Annotated in this window: 24 protein-coding genes; 12 read left to right on the top strand and 12 right to left on the bottom strand. The window is 61.3% G+C overall.

Annotated elements, in window-relative coordinates:
* Nucleotides 1-74 precede the first annotated feature (74 nt).
* Nucleotides 75-308, bottom strand: a complete 234-nt coding sequence (locus tag VQ067_RS32500; protein ID WP_064585184.1) for a hypothetical protein — start codon at nucleotides 306-308, stop codon at nucleotides 75-77.
* A gap of 562 nt (nucleotides 309-870) precedes the next feature.
* Here VQ067_RS32500 and VQ067_RS32505 point away from each other — a divergent pair.
* The gene (locus VQ067_RS32505) at nucleotides 871-1,242 is read left to right on the top strand and encodes a hypothetical protein (protein WP_128622530.1); all 372 of its coding nucleotides are present in this window, start codon (nucleotides 871-873) and stop codon (nucleotides 1,240-1,242) included.
* Nucleotides 1,243-1,360: 118 nt separating this feature from the next.
* On the opposite strand, the gene VQ067_RS32510 is transcribed toward VQ067_RS32505, so the two are convergent.
* The 4 genes from VQ067_RS32510 to VQ067_RS32525 form a co-directional block, all read right to left on the bottom strand.
* On the bottom strand, nucleotides 1,361-1,873 hold the full coding sequence (locus VQ067_RS32510) for a hypothetical protein (RefSeq protein ID WP_019437235.1): 513 nt from the start codon (nucleotides 1,871-1,873) through the stop codon (nucleotides 1,361-1,363).
* 115 nt (nucleotides 1,874-1,988) lie between these two features.
* Nucleotides 1,989-2,852, bottom strand: a complete 864-nt coding sequence (locus tag VQ067_RS32515; RefSeq protein WP_058199472.1) for a 3'-5' exonuclease — start codon at nucleotides 2,850-2,852, stop codon at nucleotides 1,989-1,991.
* A 23-nt stretch (nucleotides 2,853-2,875) separates the two neighbouring features.
* Nucleotides 2,876-3,274, bottom strand: a complete 399-nt coding sequence (locus tag VQ067_RS32520) for a hypothetical protein (protein WP_100219701.1) — start codon at nucleotides 3,272-3,274, stop codon at nucleotides 2,876-2,878.
* 741 nt (nucleotides 3,275-4,015) lie between these two features.
* On the bottom strand, nucleotides 4,016-4,945 hold the full coding sequence (locus VQ067_RS32525) for a recombinase family protein (protein ID WP_003150544.1): 930 nt from the start codon (nucleotides 4,943-4,945) through the stop codon (nucleotides 4,016-4,018).
* Between the two features lie 201 nt (nucleotides 4,946-5,146).
* Here VQ067_RS32525 and VQ067_RS32530 point away from each other — a divergent pair, with 201 nt between their 5' ends.
* From VQ067_RS32530 to VQ067_RS32540, 3 genes are read left to right on the top strand one after another with little or no spacing between them, the layout of a single operon-like run.
* Nucleotides 5,147-5,386, top strand: a complete 240-nt coding sequence (locus tag VQ067_RS32530; protein WP_003089107.1) for a ribbon-helix-helix domain-containing protein — start codon at nucleotides 5,147-5,149, stop codon at nucleotides 5,384-5,386.
* Nucleotides 5,386-5,796, top strand: a complete 411-nt coding sequence (locus VQ067_RS32535) for a putative toxin-antitoxin system toxin component, PIN family (protein WP_003150546.1) — start codon at nucleotides 5,386-5,388, stop codon at nucleotides 5,794-5,796. The genes VQ067_RS32530 and VQ067_RS32535 overlap by 1 nt, the downstream gene beginning before the upstream one ends.
* Before the next feature lie 3 nt (nucleotides 5,797-5,799).
* Complete coding sequence (locus tag VQ067_RS32540) at nucleotides 5,800-8,793, top strand: Tn3 family transposase (RefSeq protein ID WP_003299771.1); 2,994 nt, start codon at nucleotides 5,800-5,802, stop codon at nucleotides 8,791-8,793.
* Between the two features lie 12 nt (nucleotides 8,794-8,805).
* Here VQ067_RS32540 and VQ067_RS32545 read toward each other — a convergent pair whose 3' ends face one another.
* The 3 genes from VQ067_RS32545 to VQ067_RS32555 are packed head-to-tail and all read right to left on the bottom strand — an operon-like array spanning nucleotide 8,806 to nucleotide 9,664.
* Complete coding sequence (locus VQ067_RS32545) at nucleotides 8,806-9,018, bottom strand: GDCCVxC domain-containing (seleno)protein (protein WP_003089113.1); 213 nt, start codon at nucleotides 9,016-9,018, stop codon at nucleotides 8,806-8,808.
* 7 nt (nucleotides 9,019-9,025) lie between these two features.
* On the bottom strand, nucleotides 9,026-9,301 hold the full coding sequence (gene merP, locus VQ067_RS32550) for a mercury resistance system periplasmic binding protein MerP (RefSeq protein WP_045889478.1): 276 nt from the start codon (nucleotides 9,299-9,301) through the stop codon (nucleotides 9,026-9,028).
* A gap of 12 nt (nucleotides 9,302-9,313) precedes the next feature.
* On the bottom strand, nucleotides 9,314-9,664 hold the full coding sequence (locus VQ067_RS32555) for a mercuric transporter MerT family protein (protein WP_003089115.1): 351 nt from the start codon (nucleotides 9,662-9,664) through the stop codon (nucleotides 9,314-9,316).
* A gap of 74 nt (nucleotides 9,665-9,738) precedes the next feature.
* On the opposite strand from VQ067_RS32555, the gene merR reads away from it, so the two are divergent.
* Both merR and VQ067_RS32565 read left to right on the top strand, forming a co-directional pair.
* A complete protein-coding gene (gene merR / locus VQ067_RS32560) occupies nucleotides 9,739-10,146 on the top strand; it encodes an Hg(II)-responsive transcriptional regulator (protein WP_340081017.1) in 408 nt (135 codons plus the stop codon).
* Between the two features lie 25 nt (nucleotides 10,147-10,171).
* Nucleotides 10,172-11,328 (top strand): IS3 family transposase gene (locus VQ067_RS32565; RefSeq protein WP_105446839.1). Its coding sequence is split into 2 segments (ribosomal slippage): nucleotides 10,172-10,430 and nucleotides 10,430-11,328, totalling 1,158 coding nucleotides; the frame shifts between segments, so codons are not numbered across the junction.
* Between the two features lie 27 nt (nucleotides 11,329-11,355).
* On the opposite strand, the gene VQ067_RS32570 is transcribed toward VQ067_RS32565, so the two are convergent.
* Nucleotides 11,356-11,910 carry a sigma-70 family RNA polymerase sigma factor gene (locus VQ067_RS32570; RefSeq protein ID WP_054890520.1) on the bottom strand — a complete coding sequence of 185 codons (555 nt, stop codon included), beginning with the start codon at nucleotides 11,908-11,910 and terminating at the stop codon, nucleotides 11,356-11,358.
* A gap of 215 nt (nucleotides 11,911-12,125) precedes the next feature.
* Here VQ067_RS32570 and VQ067_RS32575 point away from each other — a divergent pair, with 215 nt between their 5' ends.
* The 4 genes from VQ067_RS32575 to VQ067_RS32590 are packed head-to-tail and all read left to right on the top strand — an operon-like array spanning nucleotide 12,126 to nucleotide 14,487.
* Nucleotides 12,126-12,398 carry a BufA1 family periplasmic bufferin-type metallophore gene (locus tag VQ067_RS32575; RefSeq protein WP_021703082.1) on the top strand — a complete coding sequence of 91 codons (273 nt, stop codon included), beginning with the start codon at nucleotides 12,126-12,128 and terminating at the stop codon, nucleotides 12,396-12,398.
* Between the two features lie 18 nt (nucleotides 12,399-12,416).
* On the top strand, nucleotides 12,417-13,250 hold the full coding sequence (bufB, locus tag VQ067_RS32580) for an MNIO family bufferin maturase (protein ID WP_021703077.1): 834 nt from the start codon (nucleotides 12,417-12,419) through the stop codon (nucleotides 13,248-13,250).
* Entirely contained in the window at nucleotides 13,247-14,002 is a 756-nt protein-coding gene (locus VQ067_RS32585) for an HvfC/BufC N-terminal domain-containing protein (protein WP_021703076.1), read from the top strand. The genes bufB and VQ067_RS32585 overlap by 4 nt, the downstream gene beginning before the upstream one ends.
* 11 nt (nucleotides 14,003-14,013) lie before the next feature.
* Nucleotides 14,014-14,487: a DoxX family protein gene (locus VQ067_RS32590; protein WP_021703075.1), complete on the top strand. Its 474-nt coding sequence runs from the start codon at nucleotides 14,014-14,016 to the stop codon at nucleotides 14,485-14,487.
* A gap of 142 nt (nucleotides 14,488-14,629) precedes the next feature.
* On the opposite strand, the gene VQ067_RS32595 is transcribed toward VQ067_RS32590, so the two are convergent.
* Nucleotides 14,630-15,337 (bottom strand): glutathione binding-like protein, encoded by a 708-nt coding sequence (locus VQ067_RS32595; RefSeq protein WP_021703074.1) that lies wholly within the window; start codon nucleotides 15,335-15,337, stop codon nucleotides 14,630-14,632.
* Nucleotides 15,334-15,915: a TetR/AcrR family transcriptional regulator gene (locus VQ067_RS32600; protein WP_236081186.1), complete on the bottom strand. Its 582-nt coding sequence runs from the start codon at nucleotides 15,913-15,915 to the stop codon at nucleotides 15,334-15,336. The genes VQ067_RS32595 and VQ067_RS32600 overlap by 4 nt, the downstream gene beginning before the upstream one ends.
* A gap of 134 nt (nucleotides 15,916-16,049) precedes the next feature.
* Here VQ067_RS32600 and VQ067_RS32605 point away from each other — a divergent pair, with 134 nt between their 5' ends.
* Both VQ067_RS32605 and VQ067_RS32610 read left to right on the top strand, forming a co-directional pair.
* Nucleotides 16,050-16,748, top strand: coding sequence for a glutathione S-transferase family protein (locus tag VQ067_RS32605; protein ID WP_021703072.1), 699 nt, complete (start codon nucleotides 16,050-16,052; stop codon nucleotides 16,746-16,748).
* A 65-nt stretch (nucleotides 16,749-16,813) separates the two neighbouring features.
* Nucleotides 16,814-17,488: a haloacid dehalogenase type II gene (locus VQ067_RS32610; protein WP_021703071.1), complete on the top strand. Its 675-nt coding sequence runs from the start codon at nucleotides 16,814-16,816 to the stop codon at nucleotides 17,486-17,488.
* A 213-nt stretch (nucleotides 17,489-17,701) separates the two neighbouring features.
* Here the strand turns inward: VQ067_RS32610 and VQ067_RS32615 are convergent, their stop codons facing one another.
* The gene (locus VQ067_RS32615) at nucleotides 17,702-17,938 is read right to left on the bottom strand and encodes a DUF2798 domain-containing protein (RefSeq protein ID WP_021703070.1); all 237 of its coding nucleotides are present in this window, start codon (nucleotides 17,936-17,938) and stop codon (nucleotides 17,702-17,704) included.
* Nucleotides 17,939-18,810 lie beyond the last annotated feature (872 nt).

The raw sequence follows: 18,810 nt of genomic DNA on the forward strand, positions 1-18,810 counted from the left end.
GCTGGAAAAATGGAGCGCACTTTTCGGCGAGGATCAGGTTTTTTCTCTGTCCACTACCGAGATGCTTGACCTCATCACGCGGACTGCTTCAGCAGCATCCTCAAACTGTAAAAGGAAACCACGAAGGAACCCGCCGCTATGAATACCGAGCAGCCCGCGCCGAGCACATGCGTCGGGTGCGCATTGCCGAGATTGGCCGCTAGCTGGAGGGCGACGAACTGGACGTCGAGCAACTGGCCGTCCTTGGCGTCGAGTTGCAGTAGTTGAGTGGCGTTTGCCAGGCCTGTGCCGGCGAAGGCGGAGAGCATGACGAACCCGAATGGAGCCGCTGCCCAACCTGCGGTGGAACCGGCCAGGGCAACCCCGTCGACTGGGCATAACGAACTTAAAGGAAATCACCATGAGCAAAAATGAACTTGAGTGGGGACAGACTCCATTCGATGAATGCACGCGCGAAGAACTGATTCAGCATTGTGCCCGCCTTTACAGTGCCACGTCCGCCTTGTCATCGGCAGCTCCAGATGGTTCAAGACAAGAGCCTTTTCTGGACTCAAGGAAGCGGAGCTGAGGCATTGGAGAAAGGCCGCCAAGCCCTAGAGGTCGCACGAAATGGTTTCGACGCTGATAACATTTACCGCGCATATTTCCGTTATGCCGGGGATCTTCTGTTCGCAGACGCTTCAGGTCTTCAACTCCGGACAGGATGGGCAGTTTGTCCTGTCTGCGAGCAGATGGCGTCCACCATAGGTGGGAGCAGTTATGCTGGAAAGACGTGTAGTGAAATCCTCCTTGGCAAGTGTTCCGGGATTCTGAGAGATCTGTCCTGGGATGACCTCAAGCCCGTTACTGCAAAGTCTTAGGGAAAATGTCATGACCAGACAGAAGCTTGGTGGGCTTGAGAACGTGGTGTCCATCCGTCCTAGTATGGATGAACGCACAACCCTGCGAGATTTTGAAGAGCACCTGAGTTCGATGGAGCAAATTCTCAAGGTGTTCGATGGCAGCGAACCGGAGGCCAATATTCACACTGGACGCTATTTGCTCCGGGAGGCGTTGAAGAACACGCCCATTGTCGCCGTCGAAATTCCCGCACTCCTGAAAGGTCGACTGGCGAAGCTGTATCAGGACTTGGGCGCCCTTGACCAGCAGTTTCAAGGTAAGTCTGTAGCCCAGGTTCTGGAAGAAGACCCGGCACTCGCGACCTACCTCCGTGAGCATGGCTTCGGCCCTGAGAACATCTAGGAAATTTCCCGGTAAATCCCTAGTCGCCGCATCAGAGTATGCTGAGGCCGCAGAGGACACCGCGTTGGCGTCCACTTCACCGAAATTAGGGACAGATAAAATGACTCCACAGGGAGGGTCATTCGTAGGTAACTTTGGTTCTCTTCCTCAGACCTTCCCTTATGATCTCCTCGTTGCCGTTGTCCTTGTAGTAAATCACTCCATATGGAGGACCGTACTGGGCGAGCACCGGGGCAACACTGACGACTGTCGCCTCACCTTTGCCCAAGACTTCATCAATGAAGTCTTGGGCAGGAACAGCAGGTAAGTCACCCGCGATCGACTGACAGACTCCTTTGGTGATCTTGTTCTTCGACCGGAACATGTCTTCTGGTTTGACGAACCCCACAGAAGCCGGGCAATACACCATCCGGCCACCTGAATAGCCCACCCCGTCAACAAACAGGTAGCCCGTAGCGCCGAATGATTGTCCAGCGACCAGAGGCTCCTTATCGGAGTGTGCTGCAGCCGCAGCACTCGCAATAGCCGCGGCCGCGGCAGTGCCGCCGGCATGGGCAAATAACGGAGTGGTGAGAAACACGAATGTGAGGGCCAGTTTGAAGGGGGCACGGAACGGTATGACGCGGAGCATGCTGCTCGATCCTTCTATCGATGTATGCAGTGGGATTCTAACTGGAGGGGAGGGCAGATCCAGCGGAACGGCTACTCCTGCGCTCGTTCCCCATGTTCGGAGTGGAAGGCTTAGTCTATTCAGCGCCGGCCAAGAGAAAATCCAACTCCTGATCGAGATTACGCCGTACCTCTGCGATGGCATGCAGCAGGTCTACGGTACCGAGCACATCTCCTGCAGCCGAGTGGGCGGGGCCCCGCCAGGTTACGCCGGCCAACGACATTGCTGCCGCAAGTGAGATGGTCCCATATCGGTTGGTTGCCCCATACATGGCCACCGCCAGGCCCATAGCGCAATGCTCCTGACACGTCGCAAGCCAGCCATGGTCATCCTGGAATGCGTTCGCAGTTTGAATCAGCAGGCGTCGATCGAACTCGGAATTGAAGGTCACGATGGGGCGACCGGCAAGGAGAGGTTTGACTTTGCCGGCAACCTCGAGCCAGGTCGGAGCATGCTGGAGCTCTTCAGCTCGGATTCGGTGCACATCTGCAGCCCCTGGTTCTATTGGAACAGTGGGCCGAAGCCTGGAGTTGAACAGAAGGTTCCCATCGACGTCGGCGATCGCCAGTTCAATGATTTGGGCCTCGGTACCAAGACCGGTGGTCTCGACATCAAGCACGAGAGGTGCTGTGGCCAGCCATTGAACAGCGACATGAGAGGCCTTGGCCACCTTGCTTTGCATCCGGCCCTTCAGTGCAAGTATGGCCGCCGCCCGAACTTGCTTGGGGGAGGGGGCAACAGCCTTGCGGTCCCGCATTGGGAGGCAGTCCACGATTCGGTACACACCGAAGGTCCCGCCATAACCATTCTTGTAATGCGCCACCGGCGTCGCATCAGGTTTCGGCTTCATCCGGAACTCGTCCCGAAGCCGACCTTTGGAAAAGGACCTGTCGGCCGCTATTGCTTCTGCTCTGAGTACCTCAAGCTGGACTTGATCCATGGCCTCACCTCGTCGGATCTGGGTTACCGACCAAGCACATAGGGCTCGAGGAAATCTCTCAGGCCAGTGCGCTCAAGCGTCGAATCATTCACCAGGTCCTCATGGTAACCGGCGAGGACAGCGGTTTCTCGTACCTGGTAGAGGTCGACTATGGAATAGGGTTGCTGGGCGCTTACTTTCTCGTAGCCGTAAAGCGCCGATAGCGCCTCAGCTATTCCGCAGGTGCTCACCTGCACTGCGCTACCGAACCACATTTCTGCCTTGAGCTGGCAATACAGCGCGGCTCGACTTGCCAAACTCTCTCCAGTGATGTTCAGCAGGTACTGCTGCTGCTCACCGACGTCGTACCTGTGACAGATACAAACGATCACTTGCTCGCCGCCCACGAGCGGGTGAGCCAGTGACTCCCTGGAAATTGCCATTTCAAAACCCTCAAGGTCGATTGCTCGGATCAGGGGTCATGCCGAGATAAGGGGAAAATTCACTCAATTCCCCTCTATCCATATGATTAATATCACAATTTTAAAAAACCACATGGGTATCGCGATGCGGCGATTCTGACGTGTGTCACCCAGGTCGATCGCTGCTACACGGCGAGGAAAACATGGTTGGTGCCGACGTGGGTTACAGGTGTAGGAACAAACAGTTCCCTGATGCTTAGGAATGAGGTCGATTAACAACCTCAGAAGATCCTTCAGTTGAACCGGTCGCGGCAAATCAGGCAGCCGGAATGAATGATTCTATAATCACTCTATAATTGACTATAAAGACCGTCCTAGAGCGGCAGCTAGGCTGCTCCCTGTGACTTGAGGCTTCCCCTCCCTGTCAGACTTGTTTCGCACGTCTGGGTATTGCGCCCCCGCTAGCCGTTAGCAGCCTGGCATCCTCGTCTGGGCACTGGTTTGGACCGGCTGTGAGAGAATGAGGCTGGCCAGTACGACAACAATGCTGGGAGCAATGATTGGCCCATATGCCCAAAACCTATGGCACGCATTGTTCAGGGGGATGTTATGGACAAGCTCTACGACAGGCTGGTTTTGCCGAGAGGCCACTAGGGGTCGCCTCAGAAAACGGAAAATAAAGCACGCTAAGCCGGTTGCAGCGGTCGTAGCGGCCTGAACTTGGGGTTTGGGGAGCAATGGAACCAAAAACCAACGTAAGCCCTACCAACGCTTTTCGGTGTCTTCTTCCCAGGCGCCCATCTCGACAAAACAGTTGCGCATGTCGGCCTCCTGGCTGATCTCGGTCAGCAGGTCATGCACGCTCTTGTCCAGCTCATCGTCGCTCCGATACGGAATGGTCAACTCATAGTGGCCGGCATCCAGCCGCTTCATGCCATAGGGCTCCAGGCAGTAGCGCTCAATGTTCTCCGTGGCCCGCTTCCGGCCGCGCACGAACTTGCTGTTATTCACCACCGCGAGGCGCAGGGTGACGGTGGCCACCCGCTCGGCGGCGGGCGGCTCTGCCGGCGACGCGGCCGAAGGCTGCTGGTCGCGTGACCTGGCGCTCTTCTGGTACGCGCCGATCTCGACACCACGGTGGCGCAGGTAGCTGTACAGCGTGCTCTTGGAGATGTGCAGCTTCTCGCCGATCGCGCTGACGCTCAGGCGACCTTCGCGGTAGAGGGTTTCGGCCGCCATGGCGGTGGCCTCAGCCTTGGCTGGCAGGCCCTTGGGACGGCCACCGATCCGGCCACGCGCCCGTGCGGCCGACAGACCCGCCTGAGTCCGCTCGCGGATCAGCTCGCGCTCGAACTCCGCCAGCGAGGCGAACAGGTTGAACACCAGGCGGCCTTGGGCGTGGGTGGTGTCGATGGGGTCATTCAGGCTCTGTAAGCCGACCTTGCGCTCTGCCAGCTCGCCGACCAACTCGACCAGGTGCTTGAGGGAACGCCCAAGGCGATCCAGCTTCCAGATCACCACGGCATCACCCGGCCGCACGTTGGCCAGCAGTTTGTCCAACTCCGGCCGGGCGCTTTTCGCGCCGCTGGCGATGTCTTGGTAGATGCGTTCGCACCCGGCCTGTTTCAGGGCATCGACTTGTAGGTCGGCTTTCTGATCCCGAGTGCTCACTCGCGCATAACCGATCTTCATCAAAAGTACTGTTTACTCGACTACGTTAGTAATAGTTGAACTTTGATTAAGCGTACCAGTTATTTGAACCGTAGCGCGGGGAGCTTAACGAACCGAGCCATTCCTCGATAGAGTTCGGCAAAACCTTCGTTTTGTCGAACCATTGCATCGCCCTTTGTGATTGGCGTATAAACACACAAACACCTATTAGCGGAGAACGCTATGAATACCATTCGCTGGAATGTCGCCGTCTCGGCCGACACCGACCAGTCGCTTCGGATGTTTCTGGCCAGCCAGGGCGGCGGCCGTAAGGGCGACCTGTCGCGCTTCATCGAAGAAGCGGTACGGGCACACATCCTGGAGCTGAGCGCTGAGCAGGCCAAGGCCGCTAACGCCCATCTGAGTGAGGCAGAATTGACCAACGCGGTTGACGAAGCGCTCGACTGGGCACGTAAGCGCTGATGCGGGTCGTGTTGGATACCAACATCCTGTTCAGCGCCCTGATCTCGCCACATGGCGCGCCCGATGCGATCTACCGTGCCTGGCGGGCGGCGCGTTTCGAGGTGGTGACCTCGCGGATGCAACTCGATGAAATTCGTCGAGCCAGCCGCTATCCCAAGCTTCAGGCCATCCTACAGCCCGCCAAGGTGGGCGCCATGATCAATAACCTGCAACGGGCTGTGGTACTGGAGCGCCTGACCATCGAGGTCGAAGCCGATGATCCGGATGACTCGTTTTTGCTGGCCATGGCCTTGGCGGGCGATGCGGACTACCTGGTAACCGGTGATCGCCGCGCCGGCCTGCTGCAACGCGGGCACATCGAACGCACGCGGATCGTCACGCCCGCCGTGTTCTGCGTCGAGGTGCTGTGATCAATGCCGGTCGGTTTTCTGACTCAAGAGCAACGCGACGGTTTTGGCCGCTATGTTGATTCGCCCAGCCGTGAAGAGCTGGAACGTTACTTCCACCTGAGCGATGAAGACCGTGAAGCCATCCAGGTGCTGCGGGGTAACCATAACCGTCTGGGTTATGCCGTTCTGCTGACCACCGTCCGCTTCGTTGGCGTTCTGCCGGACAAGCCCGCCGCCGTGCCGGTGGAAGTCCTGCAGGTGCTTTGCCGACAACTGGCGATTCCAGACCCCGACTGCCTCCAGCGCTATAGCGATCATCGCCGCTGGATACATGCCACCGATATTCAGAACCGCTTTGGCTATCGTCATTTCACCGATCCGGGCATCGGCTTTCGCTTGAGCCGCTGGCTGTATGCCCTCTGCTGGACGGGCACCGACCGGCCGGGAGTGCTGTTTGAGCGAGCCACCTCGTGGCTGTTCACACAGAAAGTCCTCCTGCCTGGTGTGTCTCAACTAGAGCGCTTTATCGCCCAGTTGCGCAGTCGGGTCGAAGAACGCCTCTGGTTTACGCTGGGCCGCAGCGTGACTGAGGAACAGCGATTGCAACTGCAAGACTTGCTGACGGTGGCCGAAGGCAACCGCAGCTCCCGGCTGGATCAATTGCGCTCCGGCCCGGTCATGGTCAGTGGCCCCGCGTTGATTCGGGCACTGCGCCGGCTCGATGACGTGCGCGGCATCGGCATCACCTTGCCGGCGGCGGCGCACATCCCTCCCAGCCGTATCGCCGCCCTGGCCCGCTTCGCCAACACGGCCAAGGTCACCGCGATTAATCGGCTGCCGGCGTCGCGGCGGATGGCGACACTGGTGGCCTTCGCACTCTGCCTGGAGGCGACTGCGCACGACGACGCACTGGAAGTCCTGGAGGCCTTGCTGCGCGACCTGTTCAGCAACGCGGAGAAGGCCGACAAGAAAGCCCGCATGCGCAGCCTGAAAGACCTGGATCGGTCGGCCGCGACGCTCGCCGCCGCGTGCAAGGTCGTGCTGGACAGCTCGATCAGCGATGACAACGTGCGCGCCCGGCTGTTCAACGACCTGCCGAGGACCACCCTGGAAAAGGCCCTGGAAGAGGTCAACGCGCTGATCCGCCCGGTAGATGACGTCTATTTTCTTGCATTGGAAGCGCGCTACCGCAGCGTGCGCCGCTTCCTGCCCGACCTGCTCAAGCACATCCGCTTCGGCTTCAGCCCGGCCGGCAAGGGCGTGGCGGCTAGTCTGGAGTGGCTGCAACTGAACCTGCCGCGCCGGAAGCCAGAGGATGACGCGCCGCAGGAGATCGTGGCCAAGGCTTGGCAGAAGCACATCACCCGCGAAGATGGCTCCCTCGACATGGGTGCCTATGTGTTCTGCACGCTCGATGCGCTGCGCACGGCCCTGCGCCGCCGCGATGTCTTCGTCTCGCCCAGTTGGCGCTATGCCGACCCGCGCCTTGGCCTGCTCGACGGTGCCGAATGGCTGGCGGCGCGACCGATCATCTGCCGGTCACTGGGCCTGACCATCGACGCCAAAACCACCCTGGACGCCTTGTCCGTCGAGCTGGATGCAACCTGGCTGGCAGTAGCCGCGCGCCTGCCCGACAACCCGGCGATTCAACTGAGCGAGAACACCGAGGGCAAGACCGAACTGTCGCTCGGGGCGCTGGACAAGCTGGACGAGCCCTGCTCGTTGCTGCAACTGCGGGCGGCCGTGTCTGACCTGATGCCGCGTGTCGATCTGCCGGAAATCCTCTTGGAAATCGCCGCCCGCACTGGCTTTTCCGAGGCCTTCACCCATGTCTCCGAACGCAATGCACGCGCCGACAACCTGGTCACCAGCCTCTGCGCGGTGCTGTTGGGCGGGGCCTGCAACACCGGCCTGGAGCCCTTGATCCGCACCGACAACCCGGCGCTGCGCCGTGACCGGCTGTCCTGGGTCAGCCAGAATTATATCCGCGACGACACCCTGTCAGCGGCTAACGCCATCCTGGTCGGAGCGCAAAGCCAACTGGAACTGGCCCAAGTCTGGGGTGGCGGCGAGGTCGCCTCCGCCGATGGCATGCGCTTCGTCGTACCGGTGCGCACCGTGCATGCCGGCCCCAATCCGAAGTATTTCGGCACCGGCCGGGGTGTCACCTGGTACAACCTGATTTCCGACCAATTCTCCGGCCTCAACGCCATCACCGTGCCCGGCACGCTGCGCGACAGCCTGGTGTTGCTGGCGGTCGTGCTGGAACAGCAGACCGAGTTGCAGCCGACGCAAATCATGACCGACACCGGGGCCTACAGCGATGTGGTGTTCGGGCTCTTCCGCCTACTTGGCTACCACTTCAGTCCGCGGCTGGCCGATGTCGGCGGTACCCGCTTCTGGCGCACGCGCCCGGACGCGGACTACGGCAAGCTCAACGGGCTGGCCCGCCAGTCGGTCAAACTCGACCTGATCGCCGAGCACTGGGACGACCTGCTGCGCCTGGCCGGCTCGCTCAAACTCGGCCGGGTGCCGGCGACTGGCATCATGCGCACGCTGCAAACGGGAGATAGACCCACCCGGCTGGCCCAGGCGCTGGCCGAATTCGGGCGGATCGAAAAGACTCTGCACACGTTGACCTATATCGACGACGAGTCCAAGCGCCGCGCCACCCTGACCCAGTTGAACCGAGGCGAAGGCCGGCACAGCCTGGCCCGCGCCGTGTTCCACGGCAAACGCGGCGAGCTCCGCCAGCGCTACCGCGAAGGCCAGGAAGACCAGCTCGGTGCTCTGGGCCTGGTGGTGAACATCATCGTGCTGTGGAACACCCTCTACATGACGGCGGCCGTGGAACGGCTCAAGCAGCACGGCTATCCAGTGCTGGAAGAGGATTTGGCCCGGCTATCGCCGCTGATCTACGAGCACATCAACATGCTCGGGCGGTATTCCTTTGCGGTACCGGAAGAAGTTGCGCGCGGCGAGCTGCGGCCACTGCGTAATCCAGACGACGACCTGTGATCCCCCTAAACGCTATGAGCAACACCCAAGCTGCTGCTGGATCGGCGGGCACTTCACCGAGCCGAACGAACAGAAAACGCAGCAATCCCCTGGGTTGGGGCGCAGCAGCGCCTTGCAGTTGCTGCACTCGTAATAGAACTGGCAGGCGTCCGTGGGCATGGTTTCCGGCTTGGCGAAGCCGCAGCGCGGGCAAGTCAGCACGGACTCAAGGACAATGGCGCTCATCGTGACCTCACTTCTGCACTGTGGAGGGGTATCCCGCGTTCGCGGTCGCCTCAGTCAGTGCCTCGGGCTGGGCCTTATCGGGATCGTAGGTGACGGTCGCCGTCTTCTGGTCGAAATTGACCTGGACGTCACTCACGCCGGACACCTTCTCCAGCGACTTCTTGACCGTGATCGGACAGAGTCCGCACGTCGGTTTCTGCACGTCGAGCGTGACGGTTTTCGGGGGAGCCGCCAGCGCCACGAAGGGCAAGGCGAAAAGCACGGCGATCAGCAGTTTGCGCATGGTTAATCTCCTTCAGTAGAACAGCGGGGCGAGCCACGGCACGGCCAATAGGCCGAGCAGCAGCACGCTGACGATCCAGAACACGAGTCGCTGTCGCACGAGCGTGCGCGGATCGGCGCAGGGTGTACCTGGCGTACAAACCTGTGGCACCAGGTAGAGCTTGCGGAATGCCAATCCCAGGAACAGTAGAGTCAACCCGATGAAGAGGGGGCGTAGTGGCTCCATCATGGTCAGAGCGCCCACCCACGTACCGCCGACACCGAGTGCCAACAGCACCAGTGGCCCGACACAGCACACCGACGCACCGATGGCGGTCAGCGAACTCGCGACCAGCGAGCCTTTCCCGGTGAGTTGCATCCCCATTCCCATCTCCTGAGCCTGATTGCCTAGGTGCTATTCTAAACTCCGTACCAAAGTACGGAATCAAGGAGAAAGTGATGGCCACAGAGCTGACCATTGGCAAGCTGGCAGACGCCGCCGGGGTGAACGTCGAGACGATCCGCTACTACCAGCGACGCGGGCTGCTGGATGAACCAGCCAAACCCTTGGGTGGCCATCGGCGCTATCCGGTGGACATGGTGAAGCGACTGCGTTTCATCAAGCGGGCTCAGGCGCTGGGTTTCACGCTCTCGGAAGTCGGTGGACTGCTGACGCTGGATGAGTCGTGCGCCTGTGCCGAAACGCGAGCACGGGCTGCACGCAAGCTCGCGTTGATCGAGCAGAAGATGGCCGACTTGGTCGTCATGCAGCAACTGTTAGGCGAACTGGTGCAGCAATGTGATGCGGGAGACGGCGGAACGATCTGCCCGATTGATCTTGCCCAGTCCCAGTGGACACCCCGTTAAGCGATAAACTGCAACGAGGTGAATCATGGCAAGACAAGCAACCCCAATGAAACAGACCCGCACCCGCCATTCCCAAGCCTACAAGGACGAAGCGCTGGCTTTGGCCGAGCGCATTGGCGTCAGCAAGGCTGCCGAACAGCTCGGCCTGCATGCTTCCCAGCTCTACGGCTGGCGGAGCAAGAAGCACCAGACTCAGTCCGGCAGCGAGCGCGAGCAGTCGCTGGCCGACGAGAATGCCCGACTCAAGCGGCTGTTGGCCGAGCACGCCGAGGAGCTGGCCATCGTAAAAAAGGCCGCCGCGTACTTTGCCAAGAGCCTCAAGTGAAGTACGCCTTCATGAGGACTCATACCGCGCATTTCTCGATCCAGGCCATGTGTCGCGTGTTGGGCGTTGCCCGCAGCGGTTACTACGCTTGGTGCTCTCGCAGGCCGTCAATGCGCCAGCGGCGAAGAGCCGAACTGGATCGGCAGGTCGCTCAGGCATACAGCGCACGCAAGGGCCGCAGCGGGGCTCCACGGCTTTGCCACGACCTGCGGGAAGCCGGCCTACCCTGCAATCGCAAGACGGTAGCCGCCTCGATGCAACGGCAAGGACTGCGTGCCAAGGCCGCCAAGAAGTTCAAGGCCACGACCAATTCTCAGCACTCCCTGCCAGTGGCAGAGAACTTGCTCAAGCAGGATTTCAAGGCATCTGCGCCAAATCAGAAATGGGTGGGTGACATCACCTACCTGTATACGGAGGAAGGCTGGCTGTATCTGGCAGTGGTCATCGATCTGTATTCACGGATGGTGATCGGCTGGGCCATGAACGAACGCATGACGGCCGACTTGGTTTGCGATGCCTTGCACATGGCGCTGTGGCGACGTAGGCAGCCTAATGACGTGATCGTGCATAGCGACCGCGGCAGCCAGTACTGCTCAGCGGCTTACCAGGAGCTGATCCGCGCCCATCACTTGCGATGCAGCATGAGCGCCAAAGGCAACTGCTACGACAATGCCTGTGCAGAGAGCTTCTTCCACAGCCTGAAGGTCGAGTGCATCCACGGCGAGCGCTTCACGAGCCGCGCCCAGATGCGTGAAACCGTGTTTGAATACGTCGAAACCGATTACAACCGCCAGCGGCGACACAGCACGCTGGGGCACATCAGCCCAGAGGCCTTCGAGGCCAGGATGTGTGCTTAAACCCGTGTCCACGGCTGCTGGGCAAGATCAGATCACCATCGCCAGCGCTTTCAGGCCGCGATGGATACCTACCTTGACCGCAGAACTGGAAAGACCGGTCAGTTGAGCCGTTTCCTCTACCGAACGGCCTTCCAGTTTCACATGAATGATGGGCAGACGCTGACGCTCGGGCAGGTGCTGTAACAGCTTGCCCAGATCACGCCGGGCCTCCGCCGGGCGGCTATCCTCCACCTCGAACATGTCTTCGTCCAGCGAATCGGACAGCGCATCGCGGCGGGCGAACGCACGGAAGTGATCGGCCAGCTTGTAGCGGGCGATCGCCTGCACCCACACGGTCAGCGGCTGTTCGGCGCGATAGGTGTGCCTTGCGTTGTGCACGGCCAGCAGTACCTCTTGCAACAGGTCCTCGACCTCTCCCGGGCGCTGCGCCAGGCGTCGGCGAAGGAAACCGCGCAGGTGCGAACTGAGCGCGGTGAGGAATTCGCGGTATGCGGCCTCGTCGCCAGCCAACCCACCCAGAAGCAATGACTGCAGGCGCTCTTCGCGCGTGGCCATGACCTCATAGCTTGTAGTTCGCTCCATTGGCCGCCTTAGTTACACCGCAGGTGGATATTTTTCATTGAGCCCAGACTGCATCATATCGGCCGCAACGCCAAAGGTTTCAATCGGCGCAGGTGCACCGAAAGAAATCTCAACATTTTTCTGCCGCGCTGTAACCGTATCGACTGCTACGACGAATTACCTGTCGGACCGTCACACCGAGCTGACGGCCATCCAGTCCATTACGGAGATATGCCATGAAAAGCATCGCCCTCGCTACCGCCGCACTCGCCCTCGCCTCCATTGCATCCACCGCCATGGCCGACAACCAGGCCACGCCAAGCGTGGAAAAATGCTACGGCGTCTCCCTGGCCGGCAAGAACGACTGCGCCGCCGGTGCCGGCACCAGCTGCGCCGGCACCTCCAAGGTCGACTACCAGGGCAATGCCTGGAAGAACGTCCCGGCAGGCACCTGCACCTCGATCAAGACCCCCAAGGGCATGGGCTCGCTCACGCCGATCAAGTCCTGAGCGCAGGCGCCGCCGATCATGCACGCTCCTATGCCACTGGGTGCCGGCCTTGGTTTGAAGGCCGAGCACTACGACGCCGCCCGGGACTGCAGCGCAGCCGGGCTGTGGTTTGAGGTCCACCCAGAGAACTACATGGTTGGCGGTGCTCGCCTGGCCCACCTGGAAGCGGTGGGCGAACGGCATCCGCTGTCGCTGCACGGGGTCTCCCTGTCCCTGGCGGCGGACGCCGCCCCCGACCCGACGCACCTCCAGCGCCTGCGCAGGCTGGCAGACCACGTGCGACCGGCGCTGGTATCCGAACACCTCGCCTGGTCCACCTGGCGCAATCACTATTACCCGGACCTGTTGCCATTCCCGCGCAGCCACGAGGCCCTGGTACGCATCGCAGACAACATACAGCGTACCCAGGATGCCCTGGGGCGCAGCATTGCCATCGAAAATCCCAGCCATTACCTGCACCTGGACGGCCACGACTGGGATGAAATCGACTTTCTCACCGAGCTGACGCAGCGCACTGGTTGCGCCCTGCTGCTCGACATCAACAACGTGCACGTCAGCGCGCACAACATCGATTTTGATCCGGCCGCCTACATCGATCGCTTCCCGGGCCAGGCCGTCGCGGAGATTCATCTGGCGGGGCACAGCCATGACGCCGGCGGTGCGTTGCTCATCGACTCCCACGACGCCCCGGTCGCTGACCCGGTCTGGGCCCTGTATCAGCGCTTGATCCAGCGCATCGGCCCGCGCCCGACGCTGATCGAGCGCGATGACAACGTACCCGCGTTCACGGCATTGCTCGGCGAACGCGCGCACGCCCAGGCCATGCTCGACCGACTGGGAGCGACGCAATGATCAGACGTCTCGAACACTTCCAGGACGCCTTCATCGAGGCCTTGCAGGTACGTGCCGCCCCGGAACTGTCCGCCCTCACCGCGCAACCCGGCTTTCAGGTGTACCGCAATACCGTACTCAAGGGCTGCGTCGAGGCGCTGTGTGACAACTTCCCCAGCGTCGAACGCCTGGTCGGCCGTGACTGGCTGCGCGCGGCGGCGGTCGTTCATGCCAACGCCTGCGCACCAAGCGATGCCCGCCTGATCTTCTACGGGGCGGACTTTCCCGCGTTTCTCGCGGCCTTCGAGCCGGCCCGGGAGCTGCCCTACCTGGGCCCGGTGGCCCAACTCGACTACCTGTGGATAGAGGCCTTCTGTGCCGTGCAGGAGCCCGCGCTGGAACTTGCCAGCCTGGCCGGCGTGTCGCCCGAGGCACTGGCAACCTGTCACCTGCGCCCGCGCGCCAGCGCACGCTGGCGGTGGTTCGACGAGCAACCGATCTACAGCCTCTGGCGCTGCAACCGCGAAGGGGTGGACCTGCCTGACAACCTGCCCTGGCAGGGCGAAGGCGCTTTGCTGGTGGGCCATTGCGATGGCGTCACCTGGCACGCGCTCGAACCCGCTGGCTGCGTGTTTCTGGACGCCTGCGCTGCCGGACACGATCTGGAGCGGGCCTCGGCCCTGGCCTTGCAGCGGCAAGGCGACCTGGACTTTACCGACCTGCTCAGCCGCTTGCTGGGTGCCCGCGTGTTCTCTCCCCTTGTTCTTGCATGAAGGAAATAGCCATGGATATCACCCAGCCGTCGTCCAACAACAGCCGCGCCACAGTGCGTCAACGCTGGGACCAGGTGTGCGACCTGCTTCAGCGCCTGATCAGCGACTCGACGCTCAGCCTGGTGGCGCGCATCAGCGTTGCGGCGATCTTCTTTCTCTCGGGGCGCACCAAGGTCGAGGGGCTGTTGACCATCACCCCCGGTACCTATGAGCTGTTTCGTAGCGAATACGCCCTGCCGCTGCTGTCACCGCACCTGGCCGCCCACCTGGCGACCTATGCCGAGCATGTGTTTCCGCTGCTGCTGATCGTCGGCCTGTTCTCGCGCCTGTCTGCCCTGGCGCTGCTGGGCATGACTGCGGTCATCCAGGTATTCGTCTACCCCGATGCCTGGCCAACGCACCTGTCCTGGGCCGGATTGCTGCTGGTCATCATCGGCCGGGGCGCCGGGGCGTGGTCGCTGGACAGGCTGCTGCGCATTCGCTGAATGCGACTGGCGCAGGCAATGCTGTGCGCTTCAGGTCGTGGGCGCTCCGTGCCCCTCTACCGTTTATGAGAGAGGGGCAGGAACCGAGGCCCACGGCTGAATGCATCAAGGCTATTACGGCAGGTACGGCAGGCTCAGGGGCTCATTGCCCGGCCGGTACATTGCCCGCCGTCTGCCCGAAGAGGATCTTCTTGCCCGCCTCGGTCACCGTCGGGCGGCTGGAGAACGGCTCACCCCTGGCGTAGGCCCTGACCGTGGCCGGGCGCTGGGCGATGGCCTCGAACCAGCGGCGCACATGGGGGAAGTCGTCGAGGTTCTGCTGCTGGTTCTTCCACGGCACGATCCAGGGGTAGCACGCCATGTCGGCAATGCTGTACTGCTCGCCGGCAACGAAGGTGCTGTCCGCCAGGCGACGATCCAGCACGCCATAGAGGCGGTTGGTTTCGTTGACGTAGCGGTTGATCGCGTAGGGGATCTTTTCCGGTGCATAGATCCCGAAATGATGGTTCTGCCCGGCCATCGGCCCAAGCCCGCCCATTTGCCAGAACAGCCATTCCGTCACCGTCTTGCGGCCACGCAGGTCGGTGGGCAGGAACAACCCGGTTTTTTCCGCCAGGTACAGCAGGATGGCGCCGGATTCGAACACCGTCACTGCTTCCCCGCCATCGGCCGGCGCAGTGTCGATGATGGCGGGCATGCGGTTGTTCGGCGAGAACGCGAGGAAATCGGGCTTGAACTGGTCGCCCGCGCTGATATCCACCGGGTGGATGCGGTAGTCCAGGCCGGCCTCTTCCAGAAACAGGGTGATCTTGTGGCCGTTGGGTGTTGGCCAGTAGTAGAGCTCGATCATCGTTGGTGGTCCCCGTGAAGGTTCAAGTGACTGTCAAGCAGGGTCAGCGCTGGCCGTACCATGCCTTCGAGCAGTTCACGCTCCGGCCGCGTTCGGGCCAGGACGCGAACGCCCAGGAGAATGCCCAGCAGCAGGCGCGCCAGATCGTCCGCCGGCTGCGCGCAGGTAATGGCGCCGCTGTGCTGGCCGGCCAGCACGCAGCGCCGGAAAAAGGCCTCGATCTGTATCAGGACAGCAGCCACGGCGCGCTGGAAGTCGGGGTCGTCCGGTGAGGCCTCAAGGGCGGAATTCACCAGCATGCAACCCTTGTGCTGGGGGTCGTTGAGCGAGCGTTCGAGTATCTCGTCGAAGAACGCCTCGATGGCCTGGCGCGGCGGCAGGACGCCTTCGAATCGCCGCACCCGGTCGGCAAAACCCTCTTCGACGTAATGGTCCAGCGCACGGCGATACAGCGAGCGCTTGTCGCCAAAAGCGTTGTACAGGCTGGCACTGGTCAGCCCCATGCCCTGGGCCAGGTCACGCACCGAAGTGGCCTCATAGCCACGGGCCCAGAAACATTGAACGGCTGCATCGAGCACCGCCCTCTCATCGAACTCTCTTGGCCGAGCCATCCGTACTCCCATTGCCAGGCCAACACAGGTGTTGCCCTTTTTCTGTAGACGGCCCTATTCTAGATCGAACGATCTAAAACACAAGACAGGACCCCACCCGCATGATTCATTTCTACTACCACCCCACGCCCAACCCGGCCAAGGTCGCCCTGTTTCTGGAAGAAACCGGGCTGCCCTACCAGCTGGTTCCTCTCGATACCGGCAAGGGCGAACAGCACACCGCGCAGTTCCGGGCCATCAACCCCAATGGCAAGGTCCCGGCCATCGTCGACAGCGAAGGCCCCGGTGGCCGCGAGGCACGGGTGTTCGATTCGACCGCCATCCTGCTCTACCTCGGCGAAAAGACCGGGCAGCTCATGGGCGCGCCGACCGACAAACCCGAACTGCTGTCGTGGCTGATGTTCATCGCCACGGGTATCGGGCCGTTCTCCGGCCAGGCCGTGCACTTCCAGTATGCCGCGCCGGAGAGCATCCCCTATGCAATCAACCGTTACCGGCGCGAAGCCGAACGGCACTACCAGGTGCTGGATGAGCACCTCGCCGGGCGCGACTACATCGTGGGCGACAGCTACACCCTGGCGGACATCTCAGCCTGGGGCTGGATCGACCGTGCCTCGCGCGTGCTCAAGGGCGAAAGCGACCCGCTGGCCGCCTACCCCAACATCCAGCGCTGGTTCCAGGCCATCGATGCGCGCCCGGCGGCGGCCCGTGCCCGTGAAGTGGGCAAGGACCACGCCTTCAAGAAAGACCTCGACGAGCAGATGCGCCGCGCGCTGTTCCCCTCCAACTACCCGGCGTAAGCCTCACCGGGTCAGCGTGCCCAGCGCACGCTGACCCCCGGACACGATCCCCAGAGAGGTGTGGCATGCAACCCATTGAAGGCATCGTTTTTGATCTCTACGGCACGTTGTACGACGTGCACTCCGTCGTCCAGGCCTGCGAAAGCGCCTACCCGGGCCAGGGTGAGGCCATCTCCCGCCTGTGGCGACAGAAGCAGCTCGAATACACCTGGCTGAGCAGCCTCATGGGCCGCTATGCCAGCTTCGAGCAACGAACCGAAGAAGCCCTGCGCTACACCTGCAAGCACCTGGGGCTCGCCACGGATGAAACCACTCTGCGGCAGCTCGGCCAGGCCTACCTGCACCTGGCTCCCCACCCGGACACGACCGCGGCCTTGCGGCGGCTGAAAGCAAGCGGCCTGCCCATGGCCATCGCCTCCAACGGCTCGCACCACTCCATCGAGCAGGTCGTCAGCCACTCGGACATGGGCTGGGCATTCGACCACCTGATCAGTGTCGAAACGGTCAAGGTGTTCAAGCCGGACAACCGCGTCTACAGCCTGGCCGAACAAACCATGGCCATCCCCAGGGACAGGCTGCTGTTCGTCTCGTCCAACAGTTGGGATGCGACCGGCGCCCGGCACTTCGGCTTTCCGGTGTGCTGGGTCAATCGTCAGGGGGCCGTGTTCGATGAATTGGGCGCCACCCCGACCCGTGAAGTACGTGACCTGGGCGAGATGAGCGACTGGCTGCTCGATTGAAGCTGTCCGCGCGAACGGCGCCCATGGATGATGGCCGGGGCGCCGTTCGGGCCAGGGCTGCTAGTGAACAAGGCGAATGCCGTCGATGCGTACCTGTTCCCCAGGCGAGAAGGCTTGCCCCGGCGTACGGAAACGCTCGCGAGTGCCGTCATCGTTTTTCACCCTGTAGGCGTTTTCACTCAGGCCCGCCGATGCCATCGCTGCGCGGTGGGCTCAGAGGTTGTCGCTGTCGGTCAGGTAATTGACCAGGCGCCGAAGCCAGGGCGCGATCAACAGCACCACCGGAATCATCATCAGCCAGGACAACACCCAGGCCTTCGACCAGTGCCCCATGAACCGTTCCACGGGAAACAGCGGACGGCTGGCAATTGCCGAGGCAATCGCACAGGTAATGGCCGACTGCAACAACGCAAAAAGATGGTGCCCGTGGCGTTTCGATAGCTTGATCACTGTACATGCCCCCTGGTTACGGGAAGCGCGCCATGCGCCTCCGCCTCGATGCCCTCAACGCGTGAACGCCACAAAGGCGCCTGGCATGGCTGTTATCCTGCCGCGAATGCGCACAGTGGTTTTATCCGTCCGTGCAGAACATTTTACCGATTGTCCCCACTGCGCATTCTATGCGGAACGAGCCTGGAGGCAATGCGCTCGCCTGGCCGGGTCATCGCGACCACCGATGAGTCACCGCGACCACAAAAACTCCAGGTCATAACGACAACAAAAATCACAACCTACTGTTTTTAAACAACTTATATACTGGCATGGTTTGTGTTCAGCACAGTGCTCACCCACTGAATGCAAGGACAAACCATGCAGCACAACGAATTCGACAATCGCCTGGCTGTGGTCACCGGTGCCAGCTCGGGCATCGGTTAGGGGGCATGCCGAGATAAGGCAAAAATTAGGACATTCGTTCTGTAACCTGCTGTATCTAAAGGATTAACTTTGAGAGGCGCTGCTCAGTAGTGGCGGCTAAATATTGATCAATTATCTATGCCGAGATAATTGCAGATAATTCCCGCCGTCCGTACCCAGCGCGAGTTCATAAGATTGGAGAAATGCCGAGTTAGAGGGCCTGCGAACAGCTTTGGTCGAGGCTTTGCGCTTCGACGCATAACGGCTGCTTAGTACTGGGGGCTCTCCCAGAAGCGACAAAGGCGGCCTCAACGAGACCGCCTCAAACCAAGTTTCATCACCGGTACACGCACCCGGGAGAGGAAGCTCTTGGGCAGGTTTCAATAATAACACCGATCAAAGCGTCACTGCCAAAGCCCTCTCGCACTGCCGAGTAGCCTTCAGATAGTGTTCATTCGCTCTCTCTC

Origin of the sequence: Pseudomonas sp. KBN12P06040, from assembly GCF_037574965.1 — a bacterium.
GTDB classification, from domain to species: Bacteria; Pseudomonadota; Gammaproteobacteria; order Pseudomonadales; family Pseudomonadaceae; genus Pseudomonas; species Pseudomonas aeruginosa.